An 18,469-nucleotide genomic window follows, 5' to 3' on the forward strand; every position below is an offset into this window, starting at 1 on the left:
AGAACAAACTGGCTCTGGGCCGACCGAAGAAGAAAGGCACCACATGACCGCTACCGTCAACACACCGGGCAGCATCACCGCCACAACGGACCTGCTGCAGGCAGAACTTCCCCGACTGGAGGCACACCAGCAGACGCTGGAAAAGGAACTGGCCGCCGTCACCACCCGGCTGGATTCCGTGCGCACCGCCCTCAACGCACTGCAGGCGCTGGCCACCACCCAGTCCGTGCCGCAGCCCGCTGAGAATGCCGCCCCCGAGCCGGACACTGCTTCCGCATCGGCCCCCGCATCGGCGGCCTCCGACAGCACGACCGCATCCGAGCCCACCGCCGCGGCCGTCGCGCCGGCGAGCGAGGCAACTACCGAAACCGCCCAGGCGTCCAAGGCGGACGCCGCCCCGGCTCCGGCTGTGCCCAAGCCCCGCAAGGCGCCCGCCGGCGCTGGTCGCAAGAGCACAGCGAAGGCGCCCGCCGCATCGGAGCGCAAGAGCCGCCCCGCCGCCAAGTCCGCCTCGCCCAAGAACGCCTCGTCCAAGAACGCCAAGACGAAGACGGCGAAGACCACGGCAGCGAAGGCCACTGCGGCCAAGGAGACGGCCAAGGAGGCCGCCCCCATCGCACCGGCCAAGGACGGCAACGGACTCACCGAACAGGTCCTGAAGGCACTGACGCAGATCGGCAGCAGCCCTGTCCGGGCGCGGGATGTCGCCGAAGCCGTGGGACGCGCCCAGGACACGGCCGGTATCAACACCGTACGCAGCACCCTGGACCGCCTGGTCGCCTCCTCCAGGGCCCAGCGGGCCGGCCGCGGCCTGTACCAGGCTGTCACCGCCTGATCGGCCGTGCGGGCCGGCGAGCAGCGCGTGGAGCGGGGCGGCGCCCTCGGCTCCGACTTGCTCCAGCGCCGCCGGCCTCCCGTTGTCGAGGAGACATGATGGCGGCGTACGGCTATCGGACGCCGATGACGTCACGATCTGGGTGAGTCACTCCAGTCCCGTGATCTGCGTCCGTGACGTGAGGCCGAGTTTGTTCAGGATGTGTTCCACGTGGGCGTCGGCTGTGCGTTTGGAGACGACGAGGCGTTCCGCGATCTGGCGGTTGGTCAGTCCCTCCGCGACCAGGGCGGCCACCTGGCGTTCGCGGTGGGTGAGGCCGGGCGGTCGGGTGGTGGTGCGATGCGGTGCCGAGGGAATCGCGGTGTCCGGTGCGGTCTGTGGCGTGGGGGTGGCCGCCATGGTGCCGGTCGGCGCTGCCTTGGTGTTGTCGGTCGCGGGGGCGGGGAGTGTGTTGGTGTCCTGTACCGCGTACGTCACCGACTCTGTGAGGTCCAGGGCCGCGCCGCGGGCGTGATGGTCGGCGTATACGGAATCGCCCAGTGCCGTGCGCGCCGTGGTGACGGCCGTGTCCCGTTCCGCGTTCAGGGTCGGTACGTTGAACAGTCGCACGCCGCCGATCCTGGTCCAGAACGCCTCGGCGGCGCCCAGCAGCCAGGCGGCCCGTTCGAAGCGCTCCGACCGGGCGGCGGACCAGGCCAGCAGTTCCATGGCGATCGCCGCGCCGAGGCGGTCGTTCACTGCCAGCTTGAGGACCAGCGCCTCGCGGCCGAGCCGGTCGCGTTCCTCGGCCCGGGAGTCCTCGTGCGCCATCCACAGCGCCAGCTGCCGGTACAGCAGGCAGTAGCTGCGGGTCCAGCACTCGCCGGGGGCCGACTCCAGCGCCCGCAGGCCCTCCCCGGACACCTCCCAGGCGCGCTCGACGTCGCCGACGAGTGCCGCGCCGAAGGTCTGGATGAAGCAGGTGATGCCCAGCCCGTCGTGGTCGCGCAGCGTGCGGAAGGCGCGGCGGGCCTCGTCGAGGTCGCGGTGCGCCTCCGGCAGCTGCGAGCGGAACAACGCCAGACAGCCGCGGAACTCGATCGCGTACGCCGCGCCGCGCCGGTCGCCGATCCGTTCGGCCATGGCCAGCGATTCCAGGAGGTGTGGTTCGGACGCGTCGCTCTGTCCCAGGACCATCAGGATCCAGGCGAGGCGGTGCAGTGCCTCGACGCGCTCGGTGCAGTCGTGCTTCACCTTGGCCAGGCCGTGCTCGAGCCAGCGGGCGCCCTCCTGCATCCGGCCCGTCATGATCCAGTGCGTCCACAGCCGGGCGGCCAGGTCCAGGCCGCGCAGCGCCAGTTCGGGGTCGTCGGTGCCGGTGCCGTACTCCAGGGCGATGCGGAAGTTCTGCAGCCAGCGCGCGAGGGCCCGTAGGTGCTCCGCCTGCCGGTCGCTGTGGAAGGGCTGGTCGGCGCGCTCGGCGAACGCCGCGAAGTAGTCGAAGTGCGCCCGGCGGTACTCTTCCTCCTCGCCGCTCTGGGTCAGCCGCTCGGCACCGTACTCGCGCAGGGTGTCCAGCAGTCGGTAGCGCGCCTGCTCCGCTTCGATACGCAGTACCACCGACTTGTCGACCAGCCCGATGAGCTGCTCCAGCACGTCCTCGGCAGGCAGCTCACCGCCTCCGCACACGGCCTCGGCGGCTTCGGCGTCGAATTCCCCGGCGAACACGGACAGCCGCCGCCACAGCAGCTGTTCCTGCGGGGTGCACAGGTCGTGGCTCCAGTCGATGGCGTCCTGCAGGGTACGGTGCCGGGGCACCGCACCACGGCGGCCGCCTGTCAGCGCCTGGAACCGGTGCTCCAGCCGGGCGGCCAGATCGCTGAGTGACAGCACCCGCAGCCGTACCACGGCCAGTTCGATCGCCAGCGGCATCCCGTCCAGCCGACGGCAGATGGAGGTGACGTCCTTGCGGTTGCCGTTGGTGACGGCGAAGCCCGGTACGACGGCGGCGGCCCGCTCGGCGAACAGCTGTACCGCCTCGCGGTCGGTGGGCAGCGGCGTGATCGGGTAGACGAACTCGCCCGGGACGTCCAGGGGTTGGCGGCTGGTGGCCAGTACTGTGACACCGGGCGCCATGCGCAGCATCAGATCGGCGAGCATCGCACAGGCGTCCAGCAGGTGCTCGCAGGTGTCCAGGACGAGCAGCAGCCGCTTGGCGGCGAGGTAGGAGACGAGGAGGCCCACCGGGTCGCGGTCCCCCTGCTCGGACAGGCCGAGCGCCGCCGCCACGGTGTGCGGCAGCAGTACCGGGTCGTGCAGGGACGACAGCTCGACGAAGCAGGCGCGGTCGGGGAAGTACGGCAGCGCGGTACGGGCGGCCCGCAGCGCGAGCCTCGTCTTGCCGACTCCGCCGGGCCCGATGAGCGACACCAGCCGGGCCTTGTCGAAGAGCGCGCCGACCTCCCGCAGTTCCTGTTCCCGCCCGACGAAACCCGTGACTTCCACGGGCAGTCCGCCGGCCTGCTCCCTGACATATCCCAAGGCCATGTGGTGCTCGCCCTCCGCCTGCCGTGCGCCCCAGTGGGAGTTCCTACGCTACGCGGAGCAGCACGGCCTTCGATGCGGTTCCGAGCAGTCTCTCCGGCCGGACCATGCCGGGCAGTGCATCGATGGCGTACGCGTCCCGGTCGGGGTGGCGGGCCGACCGGGGAGGCGGGCCGGCCGGGCGAGGTCCGCCGGCGTGGACGCCAGGTCTCGTGCGGGGGCGGGCTGATCGTTATGCTGCCGTCAAAACGCTCAAACGAACGCAGGGGGGCGCAGCGACATGCGGGAACCGGTCGATCTGAGGCGGCAGCGGATCTTGGGCGTGGTGCGGTCGCGCGGGGCGGTCCGCGTCGGCGATCTCGCGGCCGAGCTGGACGTTTCGGTGGTCACCGTGCGCCGGGACGTCGAGGAGCTGGCCCGCGCGGGGCAGCTGCGGCGCGGGCACGGAGTGGTGCGTTCGATCGTGCCGGTCGAGGAGGCGGTGGGCTCGGTGGGCGCTGCGGCGGGAGTGCCGGGGGCGCGGCCGGGCGAGGACGGTGCCGCGATAGGGCTGGTGGTGCCCGAGCGGCACTCATACCTCTTCGAGATCCTGCACGGTGCGCGCACCGTGCTGGAGGAGGCCGGCATACGGATCGCGCTGCACATCGCGCCCGCCGTCTCCGGTGGCGAACGCCCCATGGTGGAGCAGGCGTTGGCCAGCGGCGTGCAGGGCCTGCTGATCGCGCCGCGCTGGCGCGGGCTGGGTGCCGAGGAGGCCGACTACGGCTGGCTCGGGTCGCTGGACGTACCGGCCGTACTCATGGAGCGCCGCCCGCGGCCCGGCAGCGCGCTGCACGCGCTGGACTCGGTCTGCTCCGACCATTGGTACGGGGTCCATCTCGCCGTCGAGCACCTGATCTCGCTGGGGCACCGGCGGATCGTCCTGGGCGCCCGGGACGACAGCCCTACGGCCCGGGCGGTGCGTGCGGCGTTCGCGGCGATCGCGGCGGAGCGGGCGGAGGTCGAGGACTGGGCCGTGACGCTGAGTTCGCCGACCGCCGTGCCGGAGCCGGCGGAACGGCTGGGCGTGGCGGAGGAGCTCCCCCCGGCCCCCCAGCCCGACGTCCTCGACCTCCTGCGCGCCCGTGGCGCCACCGCCGCCCTGCTGCACGGTGACGTGGACGCGCTGATGCTGGTCCAGCGGTTCCAGGAGGCCGGGATACGGGTGCCGGAGGACTTTTCGGTGGTGGCGTACGACGATGTCGTCGCGGCGCTGGGCAGTACTCCGCTGACCGCGGTGGCGCCGCCCAAGACGGAGGTGGGGCGGGCGGCGGCCGAGCTGCTGCTGCACCGGCTGCGGCGGCCCGCCGGGGAGCGCCCCGCACCCGTACGGCGCATCGAGCTGCTGCCGGATCTGCAGGTGCGCGGTTCGACCGGACCGGCGAAGTCTGCTGGTGAGTGACCGTCAGGAGAGGACTCGCCCGCACCCCATGAGCGTTCGATCGTTTCATTTTCTTCTGATCGGTCTATTGACCGGGTTGTGTTGTACCGATCACTATTCCCGTGTCCCGAACGAGCCGCGGGAGGCTTGCATGCCCGGTCGACACAGCCGTCGCTCCGTGCTCGCTGCGCTCGCCGCCCTGTCCCTGCCCGGTGTGAGCGCCTGCACCGGCAGCAGTGACAGCAGTGGCGGCAGACAGCCGCACCACACCGGCAAGAACGCCGGTAAGAACACCGGCAAGCGCACCACACGCATCACCTTCTGGTCCGCCCTGCGCGGCAGCCAGGAAGTGGTGGCGGAGTTCAACCGCACGCACGACCACATCCAGGTAGACTTCCAGCAGGTCCCGTCCGGCGCGCTGGGCGGCTACGCCAAGCTGAGCAACGCCGCCCGCGCCGGTAACGCGCCGGATGTCGCCACCATCGAGTACCCCCAGGTCCCCGGCTTCGCGATCGACGGCGTCGCCCGTGACATCACCGACCTCGTCGACGACGGCCTGCGCGACAAGCTGCTGCCGCAGGCCCTGGAACTGACCACCTTCGACCGCCGGGTCTTCAGCGTCCCGCTGGACATCGAGCCGATGGTGCTGCATTACCGTGCGGATCTCTTCCGCAAGTACGACATCGATGTCCCCGGCACCTGGGACGAGTTCGAGGAGGCCGCGCGCCTGGTGCGGAAGCGCGCGCCGGACCGCCGGCTGACGCTGTTCCCGACCGATGGCATGACGCAGTTCGCCGCGTTCTCCTGGCAGGCGGGCGCCCGCTGGTTCGACACCTCCAAGGGCGCCTGGAACGTCTCCATGGCCGATGCCCCCACCCGGCGGGTGGCGCGCTACTGGCAGCGGCTGGCGGACCAGGACCTGGTCGCCAGGTTCGCCACCGACGGCAATCGCTACCCGGCCGAGATCGGGCAGGGCCGGATCCTCAGCCGGGTCCACGGCGCCTGGGACGCTGGCGCGCAGATGAACGCCCATCCGGGGCAGGCGGGCAAGTGGGCCATCGCGCCGTTCCCCCAGTGGGACACGCGACGGCCGGTGAACGCCACCCACGGCGGGTCCACGTTCGCCATCACCAAGGACTGCCGCCGGCCGGAAGCCGCGATGGAATTCATCAGCTGGCAGGTCACGCACCCCGACGCGCTGCGCGCCCGCCTCTCCAGCGGCACCAGCAGCCAGTTCCCCGCGGCCCCCGGCCTGATCGAGGTGGGCCGCAAGGCCTTCGACCGCCGCTACTACTCCGGGCAGGACATCTACGCGCTCTTCCGCGAGCAGGCCGAGCTCATAGACGACCGGTGGACGTGGGGGCCGCGCATGACGGCCACACAGAAGGTCATGCAGGACGGGTTCGCCCGTGCCGCCGGCGGCCAGGGCACGATCATCGACGCCGTACGCGAGGCACAGCGCGGCACCCTGCCGGACCTCAAGGCCCTCGGCCTGTCCACCACCGAACGCAGCAGCTGACCGACCGTCAGAGAGGTAGGTGACACCATGACCACGACCACAACCAGTACGGACGCCGTCGCGCTCGCGCCCCGGACCGCTCCCCTGTCGTCCGCCGCCCAGCGGCGCGACGCCCGCAGGCGGAAGCTCGGCGCGTGCGGTGTGCTGATGACCCCGTTCTTCGTCCTGCTCGTGACGGTCTTCCTCATCCCCGTCGGCACCGCCGTGTGGCTGAGCTTCTTCGGCGCCGACCAGCCGGGACTCGGGTTCGGCCCGGAGCGGACCGTCTTCGTCGGACTGCGCAGTTACGCGGCGGTCCTCACCGACCCGACCTTCCTCGGCGGCCTCGGCACGGTCGCCGCGTACTGCCTGGTCTACATCCCGCTGATGGTGGTGTGCGCACTGGCGCTCGCCCTGCTGCTGGACTCGGGCGTGGTACGGCTGCGGGCCTGGGCGCAGTTGGCGCTGTTCCTGCCGCACGCCGTGCCCGGCATCATCGCCGCGATCATCTGGCTGTACCTCTACACGCCCGGCATCAGCCCCGTGATCGGCCTGCTGGCCCAGGCGGACATCACCATCGACTTCCTGGGCGTCCACACGGTGCTGCCCTCGATCGTCAACATCGCGGTGTGGAGCAACCTCGGCTACAACACCATCATCTTCTACGCCGCGCTGCAGGCCGTCCCGCGCGAGGTGATCGAGGCCTCGGTGGTCGACGGCGCGGGGCCGGTGCGCAGCGCCCTGCAGGTCAAGGCGCCGCTGGTGCGCTCCTCGATCGTGATGGTCGCGATGTTCACACTGATCTGGGGGCTGCAGCTGTTCACCGAGCCGATGCTGCTCGGCCAGCAGACCCCGATGATCAACTCGCGCTTCACCCCGAGCATGTACATCTACGACGCCGCCTTCAACCGCAACAACTACAGCCTGGCGGCGGCCGCCTCGGTGATCCTGCTCCTCTTCACCATCGCCCTGTCCTACGGCGTGACCCGCTGGACCAACCGGTCCGCCGAGAAGCAGGAGGCCGCCCGATGACCACCACCTCCGCAGCGCTGCGCCCCCGGCTGCTCGGCCGGACCGCCGTGAACGCCGTCGTCGGCGTGTGCGTGCTGTACACCCTGCTGCCCGTCCTGTGGCTGGTGCTGGCCGCCACCAAGAACCGCGACGCGCTCTTCAGCAGCGACCTGCTGTCCCTCGGCGACTTCTCGTTCTTCGCCAATCTGGGCGAGCTGTTCTCCATGGACGGCGGGCTGTTCAGCCGCTGGTACGGCAACAGCCTGCTGTACGCGGTGCTGGGTGCGGCGCTCGGCGCGCTGATCAGCATGGCCTGCGGTTACGCCTTCGACAAGTACGCCTTCCGGCACAAGGAGAAGCTGTTCGGCGTGGTGCTGGCCGCGGTGATGGTGCCGCAGACCGTGCTCGCGCTGCCCCTGTACCTGATGGCGTCCGGCGTCGGGCTGGTCAACACCTTCTGGGCCGTCTTCATCCCCGTCCTCTTCAACCCCTTCGGCGTCTACCTCGGCCGGATCTTCAGCCAGGGTTATGTGCCCGACGAGGTACTGGAGGCGGCCCGCATCGACGGCGCCGGCGAACTGGCCACGTACTTCAGGGTCGCCCTGCGGATGCTCGGCCCCGGTCTGGTGACGGTCTTCCTCTTCCAGCTCACCGCCACCTGGAACAACTTCTTCCTGCCGATGGTGATGCTCTCCGACCAGGACCTGTATCCGGTGAGCCTGGGGCTGTACACGTGGAACAGCTCGGCGACCGTCTCGCCCGAGTACTACCCCGTCGTCGTCATGGGCTCGCTGCTCGCGGTGGCGCCCCTGATCCTCGCCTTCATGCTGCTGCAGCGCTTCTGGCGCTCGGGGCTGACGGCGGGAGCGGTGAAGTAAGCAGGCGTACGACAAGTCGAAGGAGATTCATGCCCGACGTCCCTCGCCGGCCGCGTGCCGCGCTCGCCATGAGCCAGGACGCCGCCACGGCCGTCTTCGGTCCGGACGAAACGGCGGCCCTCGCCGCCGTGTGCGAGCCGGCGCCCTTGCCCGTACTGGACGACCTGACGACCGAACGGGCCCGTGCGGTCCTCGCCACGACGGAAGTGCTGGTCACCGGCTGGGGGTGCCCGCCCGTCGATGCCGCGGTGCTGGCCGCGGCGCCCCGACTGCGGGCCATCGCACACTCGGCGGGCAGCGTCCGCCACCACCTCACCGACGCCTGTTGGGACCGCGGCATCGAGGTGTCCTCGGCGGCCGCCGCCAATGCCCTGCCGGTGGCCGAGTACACCGTCGCGATGACCCTGCTGGCGAACAAGCGCGTCCTGGAGCGCGCCCGCGACTACCGCGCCACCCGCAGCCGCGACGCCTGGCTGCGCACCGACCGCTCGGTGGGCAACTACCGCAACACCGTGGGCATTTGCTCAGCGTCGCTGATCGGTCGGCGGGTGATCGAGCTGCTGCGCCCGTACGACCTCCAGGTGCTGCTCTACGACCCGTACGTGTCCGAGGCCGAGGCCGCGGCGTTGGGAGTGACGGGCGTCGGTCTTGAGCAGCTGTTCGCCGCGAGTGATGTCGTCAGCGTGCACACGCCGCTGCTGCCCGAAACCCGTGGCCTGGTCAGCCGGGAGCTGATCGGCCGGCTGCGCCCGGGCGCCACGCTGATCAACACCTCCCGGGGCGCCGTCGTCGACCAGGACGCGCTCACCGACGCGGTGACCTCCGGCCGCCTGCACGCGGTCCTGGACGTCACCGAACCGGAGCTGCTGCCGCACGGCCATCCGCTGTGGGACTGCGACAACGCCCTGCTGACCCCGCATCTGGCGGGCTCGCAGGGCAACGAATGGCGCCGCCTCGCCGATCTGACGGTGAGTGAGGTGGCCCGGTGGGCCGCCGGTGACGGCTTCGCCCATCCCGTACACCGCGAAAGGCTGGCGTTCCTGGCATGAACGACGTCATCATCGGCACGAACGCATCCGAAGGCACGCACGCATCCGAAGGTACGAGCCGTTTTCTCCAACTGCCGCCCGATGATTATGAGTTGAGCCCGTACACCGGCTACACCCGGGCCCACTGGGAGGCCGCCGCCGACGGCCTGGTCCGCGCGGCCTTGCGCTGGGCCACGCCCGGCGGGGCGCTGCTGGACCTGCCCGGGCGGCCCTCCCGGTCCGGCGTGCGCTCCGACGGCCTGGAGGGGTACGCGCGGACGTTCCTCGCCGCGGCGTTCCGCATCGCGGGCGCGGGCGGCGCCGACCCGCACGGCTTCCTGCCCCGGTACGCCGACGGGCTCGCCGCCGGCACCCGCACACCGGGCCGCGAGGACGCCGAGTCCTGGCCGCTGATCCTCGACCACGACGTCCAGGGCCAGCCGATGGTGGAGTCCGCCTCCGTCGCGCTCGGCCTGCGGCTGACCCGCCCGTGGCTGTGGGACCGCCTCGACGCCGACGTACAGGACCGCGCCGAGGAATGGCTGCGCGGCGCCCTGCGGCACACTCCCGCACCGAACAACTGGTACCTCTTCGCCGTCACCGTCGCCGGCTTCCTGGAGTCGGTCGGCCGCGGCGATGCGGAGACCCGGCGCGCCATCGACCGGGGCCTGCACCTGCTGGAGACCTGGTACCGCGGCGACGGCTGGTACGCCGACGGCGACGGCCGCGCCTTCGACCACTACAACGGCTGGGCCCTGCACCTCTACCCGGTGCTGCACGCCCAACTGGCGGGCGACAAGGGCCTGCTGGACCTGTACGGGCCCCGGCTGAGCGAGCACCTGGAGGGTTACTCGCTCCTCTTCGGCGGCGACGGCGCCCCCATCCACTTCGGCCGCTCGCTGACCTACCGCTTCGCCGCCACGGCGGCGGTCGGCCTCGGCGCGCTGACCGGCCACACCCCCCTCGCACCGGGCGTCTCCCGCCGGCTGCTCAGCGGCGCCCTGCGCCACTTCCTGACCCGCGGCGGGGTGGGCGCCGAGGACGGACTGCTCGGCCTGGGCTGGTACGGGCCGCACGAGCCCACCTGCCAGACGTACTCCGGGCCCGGCTCCCCGTACTGGGCCTCCAAGGCGTTCGTCGCGCTCCTCACCCCCGCCGACGACCCGCTGTGGACGGCCACCGAGGAGGCGGCCCCCGCCGAGGCCGCGGACCGGGTACGGGCGCTGCCCGCCCCCGGCCTGCTCGTCCAGACCACCGCGGCCGACGGCATCGCCCGGCTGCACAACCACGGCAGCGACCACGTCCGCCCGCACGAGGGCGACAACGCCGCCGCGCACGACGTCCTCTACGGGCGCTTCGCGTACTCGACCAGTACAGGACCGACCTCCGCCGACAACGCCCCCGACAACCACCTCGCCGTCGAGGTCGCCGGGCGGTCCTCGGTGCGCTGCCGGATCCATCCGCTGGGCGCCGGCGACGGCGACGGCTGGGGCTGGGCGGCCTCCTGGCACCGCCCGGTGTTCGCCGCGGGCCCGCCGATGGTGCCGGGCCTGGAGGTACGGAGCGTGACGGTGGCCCGCGGCCGGTACGAACTGAGAGTGCATCAGGTCGCGGGCGTCCCGCACGGCGCCCGCATACACCTGACGGGCTGGGCAACGCCCCCGGCCGGGCCACTGTTCTCGCAGCTCCACGGCCTGCACGGCTGGCCGGACCACGACGAGGTACGCGCCCCGCAAGGCACAGCCTTCACCCCCTGGGCGGTACTCCCCCGCCTCAGCACGCGGCCCGTCGAGGACGCCGACGCAACGGTGCTCGTGGCGGCCCTCGCTTCCCTGACGGGTGCGGCGGAGGCAGCGCCCCTGACCGATGTCGCCACCGTGGTGTCGGCGAACGCCGAGGAGATCCGCGTCCGGTGGGCCGACGACGGATCGGTCACCCGGATCGCCTTCACCGTTGGGACGCGACACGTCACGGTGGTGGCACGGGAGTGAGGCGTGGTACGGCGTCTCGCAGGGTGCGGGTGGCCTTCAGCAGCTTCCGGGCGCGCCACGATGTCCAGTGGCGCCGCGCGGGACAGCTCGAAGCGGACCTGCCGGGTCCCGACCGGGGTGATCTTCTTCACCGGATCCCACACGTAGGAGGCGCCGGCCCTCAGCTTCATGGTGCGCTCGATCGACGCCTTGACCGCCTCGGCGGTCAGCGGGTGCCCGGAGTGGAACCGTACGTTGTCCCGCAGAGTGAACGTCCAGGTCCGGCGGTCCCCGGACCGCGGGAATCCTCGTCGGCAGATCTGAGTTGTCTGCTGTGACAACGACTGCCACGAGGTGGACCGCGGTCCACTGCAAGGAGGAGACGGGAGCCGATGAGCCTTCGTCAGTTCGAGTACGCCCTGGCCATTGCCGAGGAGGGCTCGGTGACGGCGGCGGCAGAGCTGCTGCGCGTCGCTCAACCGTCGGTGTCCCAGCAGATCCGCGGTCTGGAGCGGGATCTCGGCGTGGAATTGTTCGCTCGCACGCCGACCGGACTGGTGCCCACCGTGGTCGGCCGCGCGTTCCTGCGGGAGGCGGAGGTCGCGGTGAGCGCGGCGCGGCGGGCGCGGACGACGGCGCGGGCCGGTGCCGATGACATCGTGGGCGAGCTGGTGGTCGCGGTGCAGATGGGCTTCGGCACGCGGCAACTGCCGAACGCCCTGGGCGCGCTGCGTCGCCGCTTCCCGCGGCTGGAGGTCACCGTCTTCGAGGAGCCGAGCTCCGCCGAGCTGGAGCGGCTGTGCCGCCGGGGCGTGCTGGACCTCGCCCTGATGGCGGCGTGCGAGCGGAGCCCCGCCAACGCCCACCACCTCGGCGACGAGGAGCTCGTCGTGGTGCTGGGCGCCGGGCACCGGCTGCTCACCGCGGACCGGGTCGAACTGCGCGAACTGGAGGGGGAGCCGTGGGTGAGGTTCGACCGCGACAGCGCGCTCGACGGCGTACTCCTTGCCGTGCTGCGGGACAACGAGCTGGCCCCGACCACGGCCGCCCGCGTGTCCCAGACGGCGACGGCCGTGCGCTGGGCCGCCCAGGGGCTGGGGGTGACGCTCGTCCCGGCCTCCGCGGTGCCCGACGGTCACGAGCACCTCGTGCGCCCGGTGTCCCCGGCCGTGTCCCAGCCCGTCATCGCCGTAATCCGGCAGGGCCCGGGCCCCGCGGAAACGGCATTGCTGGAACTCCTGCGGCAGGAGGCCTGGGACATATTCGCGCGAGGGACTGTCAGCCCTCTCTAGCAATTCCTCGCAATTCGGTGTCAGCCCCTGGGGAATTCACCGCCGTCCACGAAGAGATTACTTCCGGTCAGCCAGCCCGCCCGGTCGGACGCGAGGAAAAGCACTGCGTCGGCGATGTCGTCGGGCCGCCCGTCGCGCCCCAGCGGCGTCGTGTCGTCGGCGTTGACCTGGGCCGGTGCCGCGCTCAGGCGCGCCCACTCCTCCCGGGTCGCTTCGCCGCCGGGGGTGGTGACCCGGCCGGGGCTCACGGTGTTGACCCGGATTCCGGCCGGGGCCAGTTCGGTGGCCAGTCCCCGGCTGTAGTTCTCCAGCGCCGCCTTCGCCGCCGTGTAGTGCAGGAACTGCCCCAGCGGGGTGCGGACGGCGGCCGAGGAGACGTGCACGATCACCCCCGACCGCTGTTCCCGCATCCCCGGCGCCAGCAGTGCGTCGAGGCGTACCGACGCCAGGAAGTTCAGGTCAAGGGCCTCCTGCCACTCCTCGTCGGAGATGGCCGAGGCGGCCGCGTGAGGTGTGGCTCCGCCCGCGTTGTGGACCACGATGTCCACCCCGCCGAGCGTCTCCTGCACGGCCGCGGCGAGCGCCTCCGCGCCGGCCCGCGTCCGCACGTCGGCCGCCACGAACGCGGCCCCCTCCGGCACCGTGCTCGTCGCCGACCTGGCGGTCGTGAGCACCTCGGCGCCCGCGCCCAGGAGCTGCCGCACGACGGCCGCTCCGATTCCGCGAGTACCACCCGTGACCAGTGCCCGCTTTCCCGCGAGTTCCCGCGTTCCCGATGAATTCTCGATCGTGGCCATGCCACCGGTCCTCTCCATAGCGTAATTATCCGCTCGACGGAATTCAGTCGCGATGCGCGCCTCATCGAGCTGTTTCACAGTAGGACCGGAAAAGAATGAGAGACAAAGACGAAAAGTCAGCAGAGGCTATAGGGGACTCCTATGGCAGCGACTGGTGACTGTACCTACTAGTATGTACGCTCCTGCTCTCCTCTCGGAAAGGGACCTCTGACATGCCATTTGTGCGCATTGACGCGCTCGGGACCGACAGCACGCGGCTCGACGCGCTCGGCCGTGCCGTGCACGACGCCCTCGTCGAGACGATCGGCTTTCCGCCCGACGACCTGTTCCAGGTCCTGACCGGTCATGACGGCGTCAACAGCACGCTGCGCTACGGCAATTACCTCGGCATTCGGCGCGACGACGGGATCGTGTACGTCGCGATCACGATGCGTTCCGGGCGCACCCCCGAGCGGAAGCGGGCGTTGTACCGGCGGATCGCCGAGCTCGCGCACGAGTACGCGGGGACCGAGCCGCGGAACGTCTTCATCACCCTGACCGAGAACGAGTCGGTCGACTGGTCCTTCGGGCACGGGGTGGCGCAGTACGAGCCAGGGGGCGCTGACAGACTGTGAGGCCGAGCGACAGCAGCGGCGACAGGAAGCGGAGCACGTGACCACGGCGATCACCGAAATCGAGACCTACGGCGTCGAGCGCATACCGGACGAGGACCGTTCCGCGCGTCCGATCGACCTCTTCCGGCTGGCCTTCGGTGGCGCGAATACCTTCGCGACCTGTGTGCTCGGGGCCTTTCCCGTGCTCTTCGGGCTGTCCTTCCTGCAAGGGCTCGCGGCGACCGTCCTCGGGCTGGTCGCCGGGGCGCTGCTGCTCGCCCCGATGGCGTTGTTCGGCCCGGCCAACGGCACGAACAACGCCGTCTCCTCGTCCGCGCACCTGGGCGTGCACGGGCGGATCGTCGGGTCGTTCCTCTCGCTCCTCACCGCCGTGGCGTTCTTCTCGATTTCGGTGTGGTCGTCCGGGGACGCGCTCGTCGGCGGCGCCCACCGGCTCGTCGGGGTCCCCGAGTCGGGGCCCGCGTACGGCCTCGCGTACGCGCTCTTCGGCGGGCTCGTCCTCGTGGTCTGCCTCTACGGCTTCCGGTTCATGCTGCTGGTCAACAAGGTGGCCGTGGTGGCGGCGTCGGCGATGTTCGTCCTCGGCGCCTTCGCCTTCGCGGGCGACTTCGACCCGGGGTACGCGGGTGCCTTCGCCTCGACCGACGACCCGCTGTTCTGGCCCTCGTTCGTCGGTGCCGCGCTGATCGTGCTCTCCAACCCGGTCTCCTTCGGCGCGTTCCTCGGCGACTGGTCCCGCTACATCCCCGCCGCGACCTCGCGCCGCCGGGTGATGGGCGCCGCGTTCCTCGCCCAGCTGGCCACGCTGCTGCCCTTCGTCTTCGGCCTGGCCACCGCGTCGGTCATCGCGGAGAAGGCCGCGCGGTACGTCGACCCGGCGGCGCCCAACTACGTCGGCGGCCTCCTCGCCGTCTCGCCCGGCTGGTACTTCCTGCCGCTCTGCCTGATCGCCCTGATCGGCGGCCTGTCCACCGGCACCACCGCGCTCTACGGCACGGGCCTGGACTTCTCCAGCGTCTTCCCGCGCTTCAGCCGGGTGCAGGCCACGCTGTTCATCGGGGTGCTGTCGATCGCGTTCATCTTCGCCGGCCGCTTCGCGCTGAACCTGACCCAGTCCATCTCCACGTTCGCCACGCTGATCATCACCTGCACCGCGCCCTGGATGGTCGTCATGATCCTCGGCTATGTCACCCGCCGCGGCTGGTACGACGCGGACGCCATCCAGGTCTTCAACCGGCGTCAGCGCGGCGGCCGTTACTGGTTCACGCACGGCTGGAACTGGCGCGCCATGGCCGCCTGGCTGCTCTCCGCCGCGCTGGGGCTGCTGTTCACCAATCTGCCCGGCCAGTTCGTCGGCCCGCTCGGCGGCCTCGCCGGCGGCGCGGACATCTCACTGCCCGTCGGCCTCGCGCTCGCCGCGGTGAGCTACCTCCTCCTGCTGGCCGTCTTCCCCGAACCGCGTGCGGTGTACGGGCCGGACGGGCCCCGGTTCGTCCGGGCGTCCGCGGCCGAGGTACCGCCGATCGTCGACGACCGTACGACCTACACTCTGCGGTCATGATCACCACCACGACCGCCTCCTCCGCCCGTCAACCCCCGCTCTTCGACACCATGTCGACCATGCGGGCCATGCGCCGCCTGAAGCCCGACCCCGTGCCGGACGAGCTGCTGGAGCGGCTCGTACAGGCCGCCGTCTGGGGACCCAGCGGGGGCAACATGCAGCGGTACGAGTACGTCGTCGTGACCGACCCCGAGGTCATGGCACGGCTGGCGCCGCTGTGGCAGCGGTGTGTGGACGCCTACCTGGCCACCACCGGTAAGCATGCGCCTGAGGGGATGGACGAGGCCGCGTACGGCCGCATGGTCGCGGCCATCGAGTACCAGCGCGACCACTTCGCCGAGACCCCTGCTCTGATCATCCCCTGTTACCGGATGCCCGAGCAGCAGCCGGACGAAGCGGGGCTGCGGGCTTCGGCGCAGGCGCTGGGCACGGACGCGGTACAGGAGCTGGCACGGACCCAGTCGCGCTTCACGGCGCTCGCGGAAGGCTCGTGCGTCTATCCGGGCGTGCAGAACCTGCTGCTCGCCGCCCGCGCGCTCGGCCTGGCCGCCAACATCACCATCTGGCACCTGATGCTGGAGCGGGAGTGGAAGCAGGCGCTCGGCATCCCCGAGGACATGCGCACCTTCGCGGCGATCCCCGTGGGGTGGCCGGCCGGCAACTTCGGTCCGGTGCGGCGGCGCCCCGTCTCCGAGGTCATCCACCGCAACGCCTGGTGACGTTCTGATGAGGGACCGAGGGACCGACTGCGCCCCGGCGGCGGGAGTGGGCTGATTCACTCCCCGTCGGGGCGCGGTCACTCGCCCCGCACGGACCGTTAGGTGTAACATACATATATATGAGTGAGGTCAAGGCATGGTGCTCCGCCATCCAGCACAGCTTCCGGGCGGGGCTGAAGATGGAACGCGTACTTTCGGATCCCTGGGCGATCGGCCGGGCCGTGCTCGCCGTCGTCGCCGCATCCGTCGTGGGATGGCTGCTCGACGACCCACTGGCCTGGGCCATGATGACGGTCGGGGCCTTCATCTGCGGCATCGGCACGCTCCTGGCGCCGGTCCGGCACCGGGCGGTGAACGCGCTCGCCCTCGGGGTCGGGTTCTCCCTCGCCACACTGGTCGGCGTGTACCTCCACCCGATGGGCTGGTGGTTCCTGCTCGTGCTCGCCGTGGCGTCCTACGTCGCCGGGCTGTGGCGCGCCCTGGGCGTGGCCCCCGGCATCCGGGCCTGCCTGGTCACGATCGGCCTCATGATCACCGCGGACCTCTCCCCCGGCACATCGGCCGGGCTGACCATGGTCCAGTGGATCGCGGTCGGTTCCGCCATGGTCTTCGTCGCCCAGCTGCTGCCCCCGTACGGCCGTCGCCACCCCGCGCAGCGCAAGGCGGTGGCCGCGCTGTACCGGAGCCTGGCGAGCACCGCGCGGGCCGCCGAGCCCGCCGAGTACCTCTCGTCCGCCCCCTTCACCGCGGCCCGCTCGGCCCTTGATCTGCTGCCGTCGTTCGCCCGCCCCGCCGCGGCCCCGCTCTACGGGCTGCTCGCGGAGGCCGAGGGCATCCGGCGGGCCCTGCACTTCCTGCCCCGGACGGCGCGCGTGCCGCGTACCGCGATCGCCGAGGCGCTCGACGCCGTCGCCGGTACGGTGCTGACCGCCCGGCGCCAGGACGCCGACGCCGAGGCCCTGCGTCTGCTCGACACCTGGCGCGGGCCCGAGGCCGACGCGCTGCTGCCCCGCCTCCGGGAGGCCGCGCGGCTGGCCGACCACTGGCTCCAGGCCCGCGGCCCCGAGGGCCTTGACCAGGTACTGGACGCCTTCCCCGCCGAGAACGCGCTGCGTTCCGGATGGCGCCGGCTGATGGCCGAGATGCGCCCGGGCGCTCCCCTTTTCCGGCACGCCATCCGCATCGCGGTCGGCACCGCGGCCGGTGAGGCGGCGGGCCGCGCGTTCGGCGACTTCTGGGGCCACGCCCTGCCCGACCACGGCTTCTGGGCCGCGCTCACCACGATGCTGGTGCTGTTCCCCGACTACGGGCACACCTTCGCCCGCGGCTGGAGCCGGCCGATCGGCTCGATCCTCGGCGGGATCGTGGCGTGGGTGGTGCTGCTGCCCGGCGGGTGGAGCGCCGACGGGCTGGTGATCGGCGCGGCGGTCCTCGCGGCCTGCGTCTTCCTCACGCTCCGCGTCGGCCAGCTCGTACTGAACTTCTTCATCACCGCCTGGATCGTCTTCCTCATCAGCCGGCTCGGCTCGGCGCCCGACCTGATCGAGTGGGGCCGCCCCGCCGACACCCTCGTGGGCGCGCTGCTCGGCCTGGTCGTCTTCGTGGTGATCCCGACGTACCACCACCACCGCACGCACGAGCTGCTGGCCGACTGGCTGCGGGTGCAGCGGCGGCTGCTGCCGATGCTGGTCACCGGGTACGCCGAGGCGGGCGCGGTGGATCCGGCCGGGATCGACGTGCTGCGCCGGCAGTCCCGGCAGGCCAGGGAGCGGCTGGACGGCGCGATCGGCAGCCTCGGCCACGAGCCCCGCAGCCACCGCGCCCGGTGGACCGCCGAGGAGCTGACCGGCATCCAGCGGTCGGTGTACGAGATCACCCAGTGCGCCGCGCTGCTCTACGACGGGCAGCCGGGCCGGCCGGCGGACGCCGTGCCGGAGACCGCCGAGTTCGCCGCGGTCCTCGATCACCACCTGGCGGAGCTGGCCGCCGTCGTCGCCGCGAAGGGCCGGCCGCACCCCGGCGTCCTGCGCGCCGCCTTCGACGCGACGGCCGCCCGCAGCGGGCTCGCCGACCTGGTCGACCGCACCGCGCCCGACGGCGTCGCGCACGCCCGTGGCCGGGCCCTCACGCTGTGCCTGCACACCGTGACGGCCGTCGAAGAGCTGGTCGCCCGCCTGGCCTCCGGCGCGGCGGCCGGTCCGGTGGCCGGTGAACGGGGGTCGGGAGCGGGCCAGTTGGGCTCCGTACGCAACCATCGCACTCAGATGTCGTATGCAACCACCGAATAACCACGTCGTACGCAACCACCGAACACAGCACAGGG

General features: G+C 71.6%; 14 protein-coding genes and 1 pseudogene. 12 read left to right on the top strand and 3 right to left on the bottom strand.

Annotated elements, in window-relative coordinates:
* The first annotated feature begins 43 nt into the window (after positions 1–43).
* Positions 44–835: a hypothetical protein gene (locus ABT381_RS04150; protein ID WP_351587382.1), complete on the top strand. Its 792-nt coding sequence runs from the start codon at positions 44–46 to the stop codon at positions 833–835.
* 147 nt (positions 836–982) lie between these two features.
* Here ABT381_RS04150 and ABT381_RS04155 read toward each other — a convergent pair whose 3' ends face one another.
* Positions 983–3,361: an ATP-binding protein gene (locus tag ABT381_RS04155; RefSeq protein WP_351587384.1), complete on the bottom strand. Its 2,379-nt coding sequence runs from the start codon at positions 3,359–3,361 to the stop codon at positions 983–985.
* A gap of 277 nt (positions 3,362–3,638) precedes the next feature.
* On the opposite strand from ABT381_RS04155, the gene ABT381_RS04160 reads away from it, so the two are divergent.
* The 6 genes from ABT381_RS04160 (at position 3,639) to ABT381_RS04185 (ending at position 11,184) form a co-directional block, all read left to right on the top strand.
* Entirely contained in the window at positions 3,639–4,799 is a 1,161-nt protein-coding gene (locus ABT381_RS04160) for a substrate-binding domain-containing protein (protein WP_351587386.1), read from the top strand.
* A gap of 130 nt (positions 4,800–4,929) precedes the next feature.
* The gene (locus tag ABT381_RS04165) at positions 4,930–6,297 is read left to right on the top strand and encodes an ABC transporter substrate-binding protein (RefSeq protein ID WP_351587388.1); all 1,368 of its coding nucleotides are present in this window, start codon (positions 4,930–4,932) and stop codon (positions 6,295–6,297) included.
* Positions 6,298–6,324: 27 nt separating this feature from the next.
* Positions 6,325–7,308, top strand: coding sequence for a carbohydrate ABC transporter permease (locus ABT381_RS04170; RefSeq protein WP_351587390.1), 984 nt, complete (start codon positions 6,325–6,327; stop codon positions 7,306–7,308).
* Entirely contained in the window at positions 7,305–8,165 is an 861-nt protein-coding gene (locus tag ABT381_RS04175) for a carbohydrate ABC transporter permease (RefSeq protein ID WP_351587392.1), read from the top strand. The genes ABT381_RS04170 and ABT381_RS04175 overlap by 4 nt, the downstream gene beginning before the upstream one ends.
* A gap of 29 nt (positions 8,166–8,194) precedes the next feature.
* Positions 8,195–9,214, top strand: coding sequence for a hydroxyacid dehydrogenase (locus tag ABT381_RS04180; RefSeq protein ID WP_351587394.1), 1,020 nt, complete (start codon positions 8,195–8,197; stop codon positions 9,212–9,214).
* Between the two features lie 92 nt (positions 9,215–9,306).
* On the top strand, positions 9,307–11,184 hold the full coding sequence (locus ABT381_RS04185) for a DUF2264 domain-containing protein (RefSeq protein WP_351587396.1): 1,878 nt from the start codon (positions 9,307–9,309) through the stop codon (positions 11,182–11,184).
* 56 nt (positions 11,185–11,240) lie between these two features.
* Here the strand turns inward: ABT381_RS04185 and ABT381_RS04190 are convergent.
* A pseudogene (locus ABT381_RS04190) lies at positions 11,241–11,642 on the bottom strand (ABC transporter substrate-binding protein); the annotation flags it as partial.
* On the opposite strand from ABT381_RS04190, the gene ABT381_RS04195 reads away from it, so the two are divergent.
* A complete protein-coding gene (locus tag ABT381_RS04195; RefSeq protein ID WP_351587398.1) occupies positions 11,556–12,455 on the top strand; it encodes a LysR family transcriptional regulator in 900 nt (299 codons plus the stop codon). The pseudogene ABT381_RS04190 and the gene ABT381_RS04195 overlap by 87 nt on opposite strands.
* 20 nt (positions 12,456–12,475) lie before the next feature.
* On the opposite strand, the gene ABT381_RS04200 is transcribed toward ABT381_RS04195, so the two are convergent.
* Positions 12,476–13,252: an SDR family oxidoreductase gene (locus tag ABT381_RS04200; protein ID WP_351587492.1), complete on the bottom strand. Its 777-nt coding sequence runs from the start codon at positions 13,250–13,252 to the stop codon at positions 12,476–12,478.
* Positions 13,253–13,464: 212 nt separating this feature from the next.
* Here ABT381_RS04200 and ABT381_RS04205 point away from each other — a divergent pair, with 212 nt between their 5' ends.
* The 4 genes from ABT381_RS04205 (at position 13,465) to ABT381_RS04220 (ending at position 18,434) form a co-directional block, all read left to right on the top strand.
* Complete coding sequence (locus ABT381_RS04205; protein ID WP_351587400.1) at positions 13,465–13,866, top strand: tautomerase family protein; 402 nt, start codon at positions 13,465–13,467, stop codon at positions 13,864–13,866.
* A 37-nt stretch (positions 13,867–13,903) separates the two neighbouring features.
* Positions 13,904–15,427, top strand: coding sequence for a purine-cytosine permease family protein (locus ABT381_RS04210; RefSeq protein ID WP_351587402.1), 1,524 nt, complete (start codon positions 13,904–13,906; stop codon positions 15,425–15,427).
* A complete protein-coding gene (locus tag ABT381_RS04215) occupies positions 15,424–16,146 on the top strand; it encodes a nitroreductase family protein (protein ID WP_351587404.1) in 723 nt (240 codons plus the stop codon). Before ABT381_RS04210 ends, ABT381_RS04215 begins: the two co-directional genes overlap by 4 nt.
* A gap of 119 nt (positions 16,147–16,265) precedes the next feature.
* Positions 16,266–18,434: an FUSC family protein gene (locus ABT381_RS04220; protein ID WP_351587406.1), complete on the top strand. Its 2,169-nt coding sequence runs from the start codon at positions 16,266–16,268 to the stop codon at positions 18,432–18,434.
* The last annotated feature ends 35 nt before the right edge of the window (positions 18,435–18,469 follow it).

Source organism: Streptomyces sp. NPDC000151 (genome assembly GCF_040301705.1).
In the GTDB taxonomy this organism is placed as follows: Bacteria; Actinomycetota; Actinomycetes; order Streptomycetales; family Streptomycetaceae; genus Streptomyces.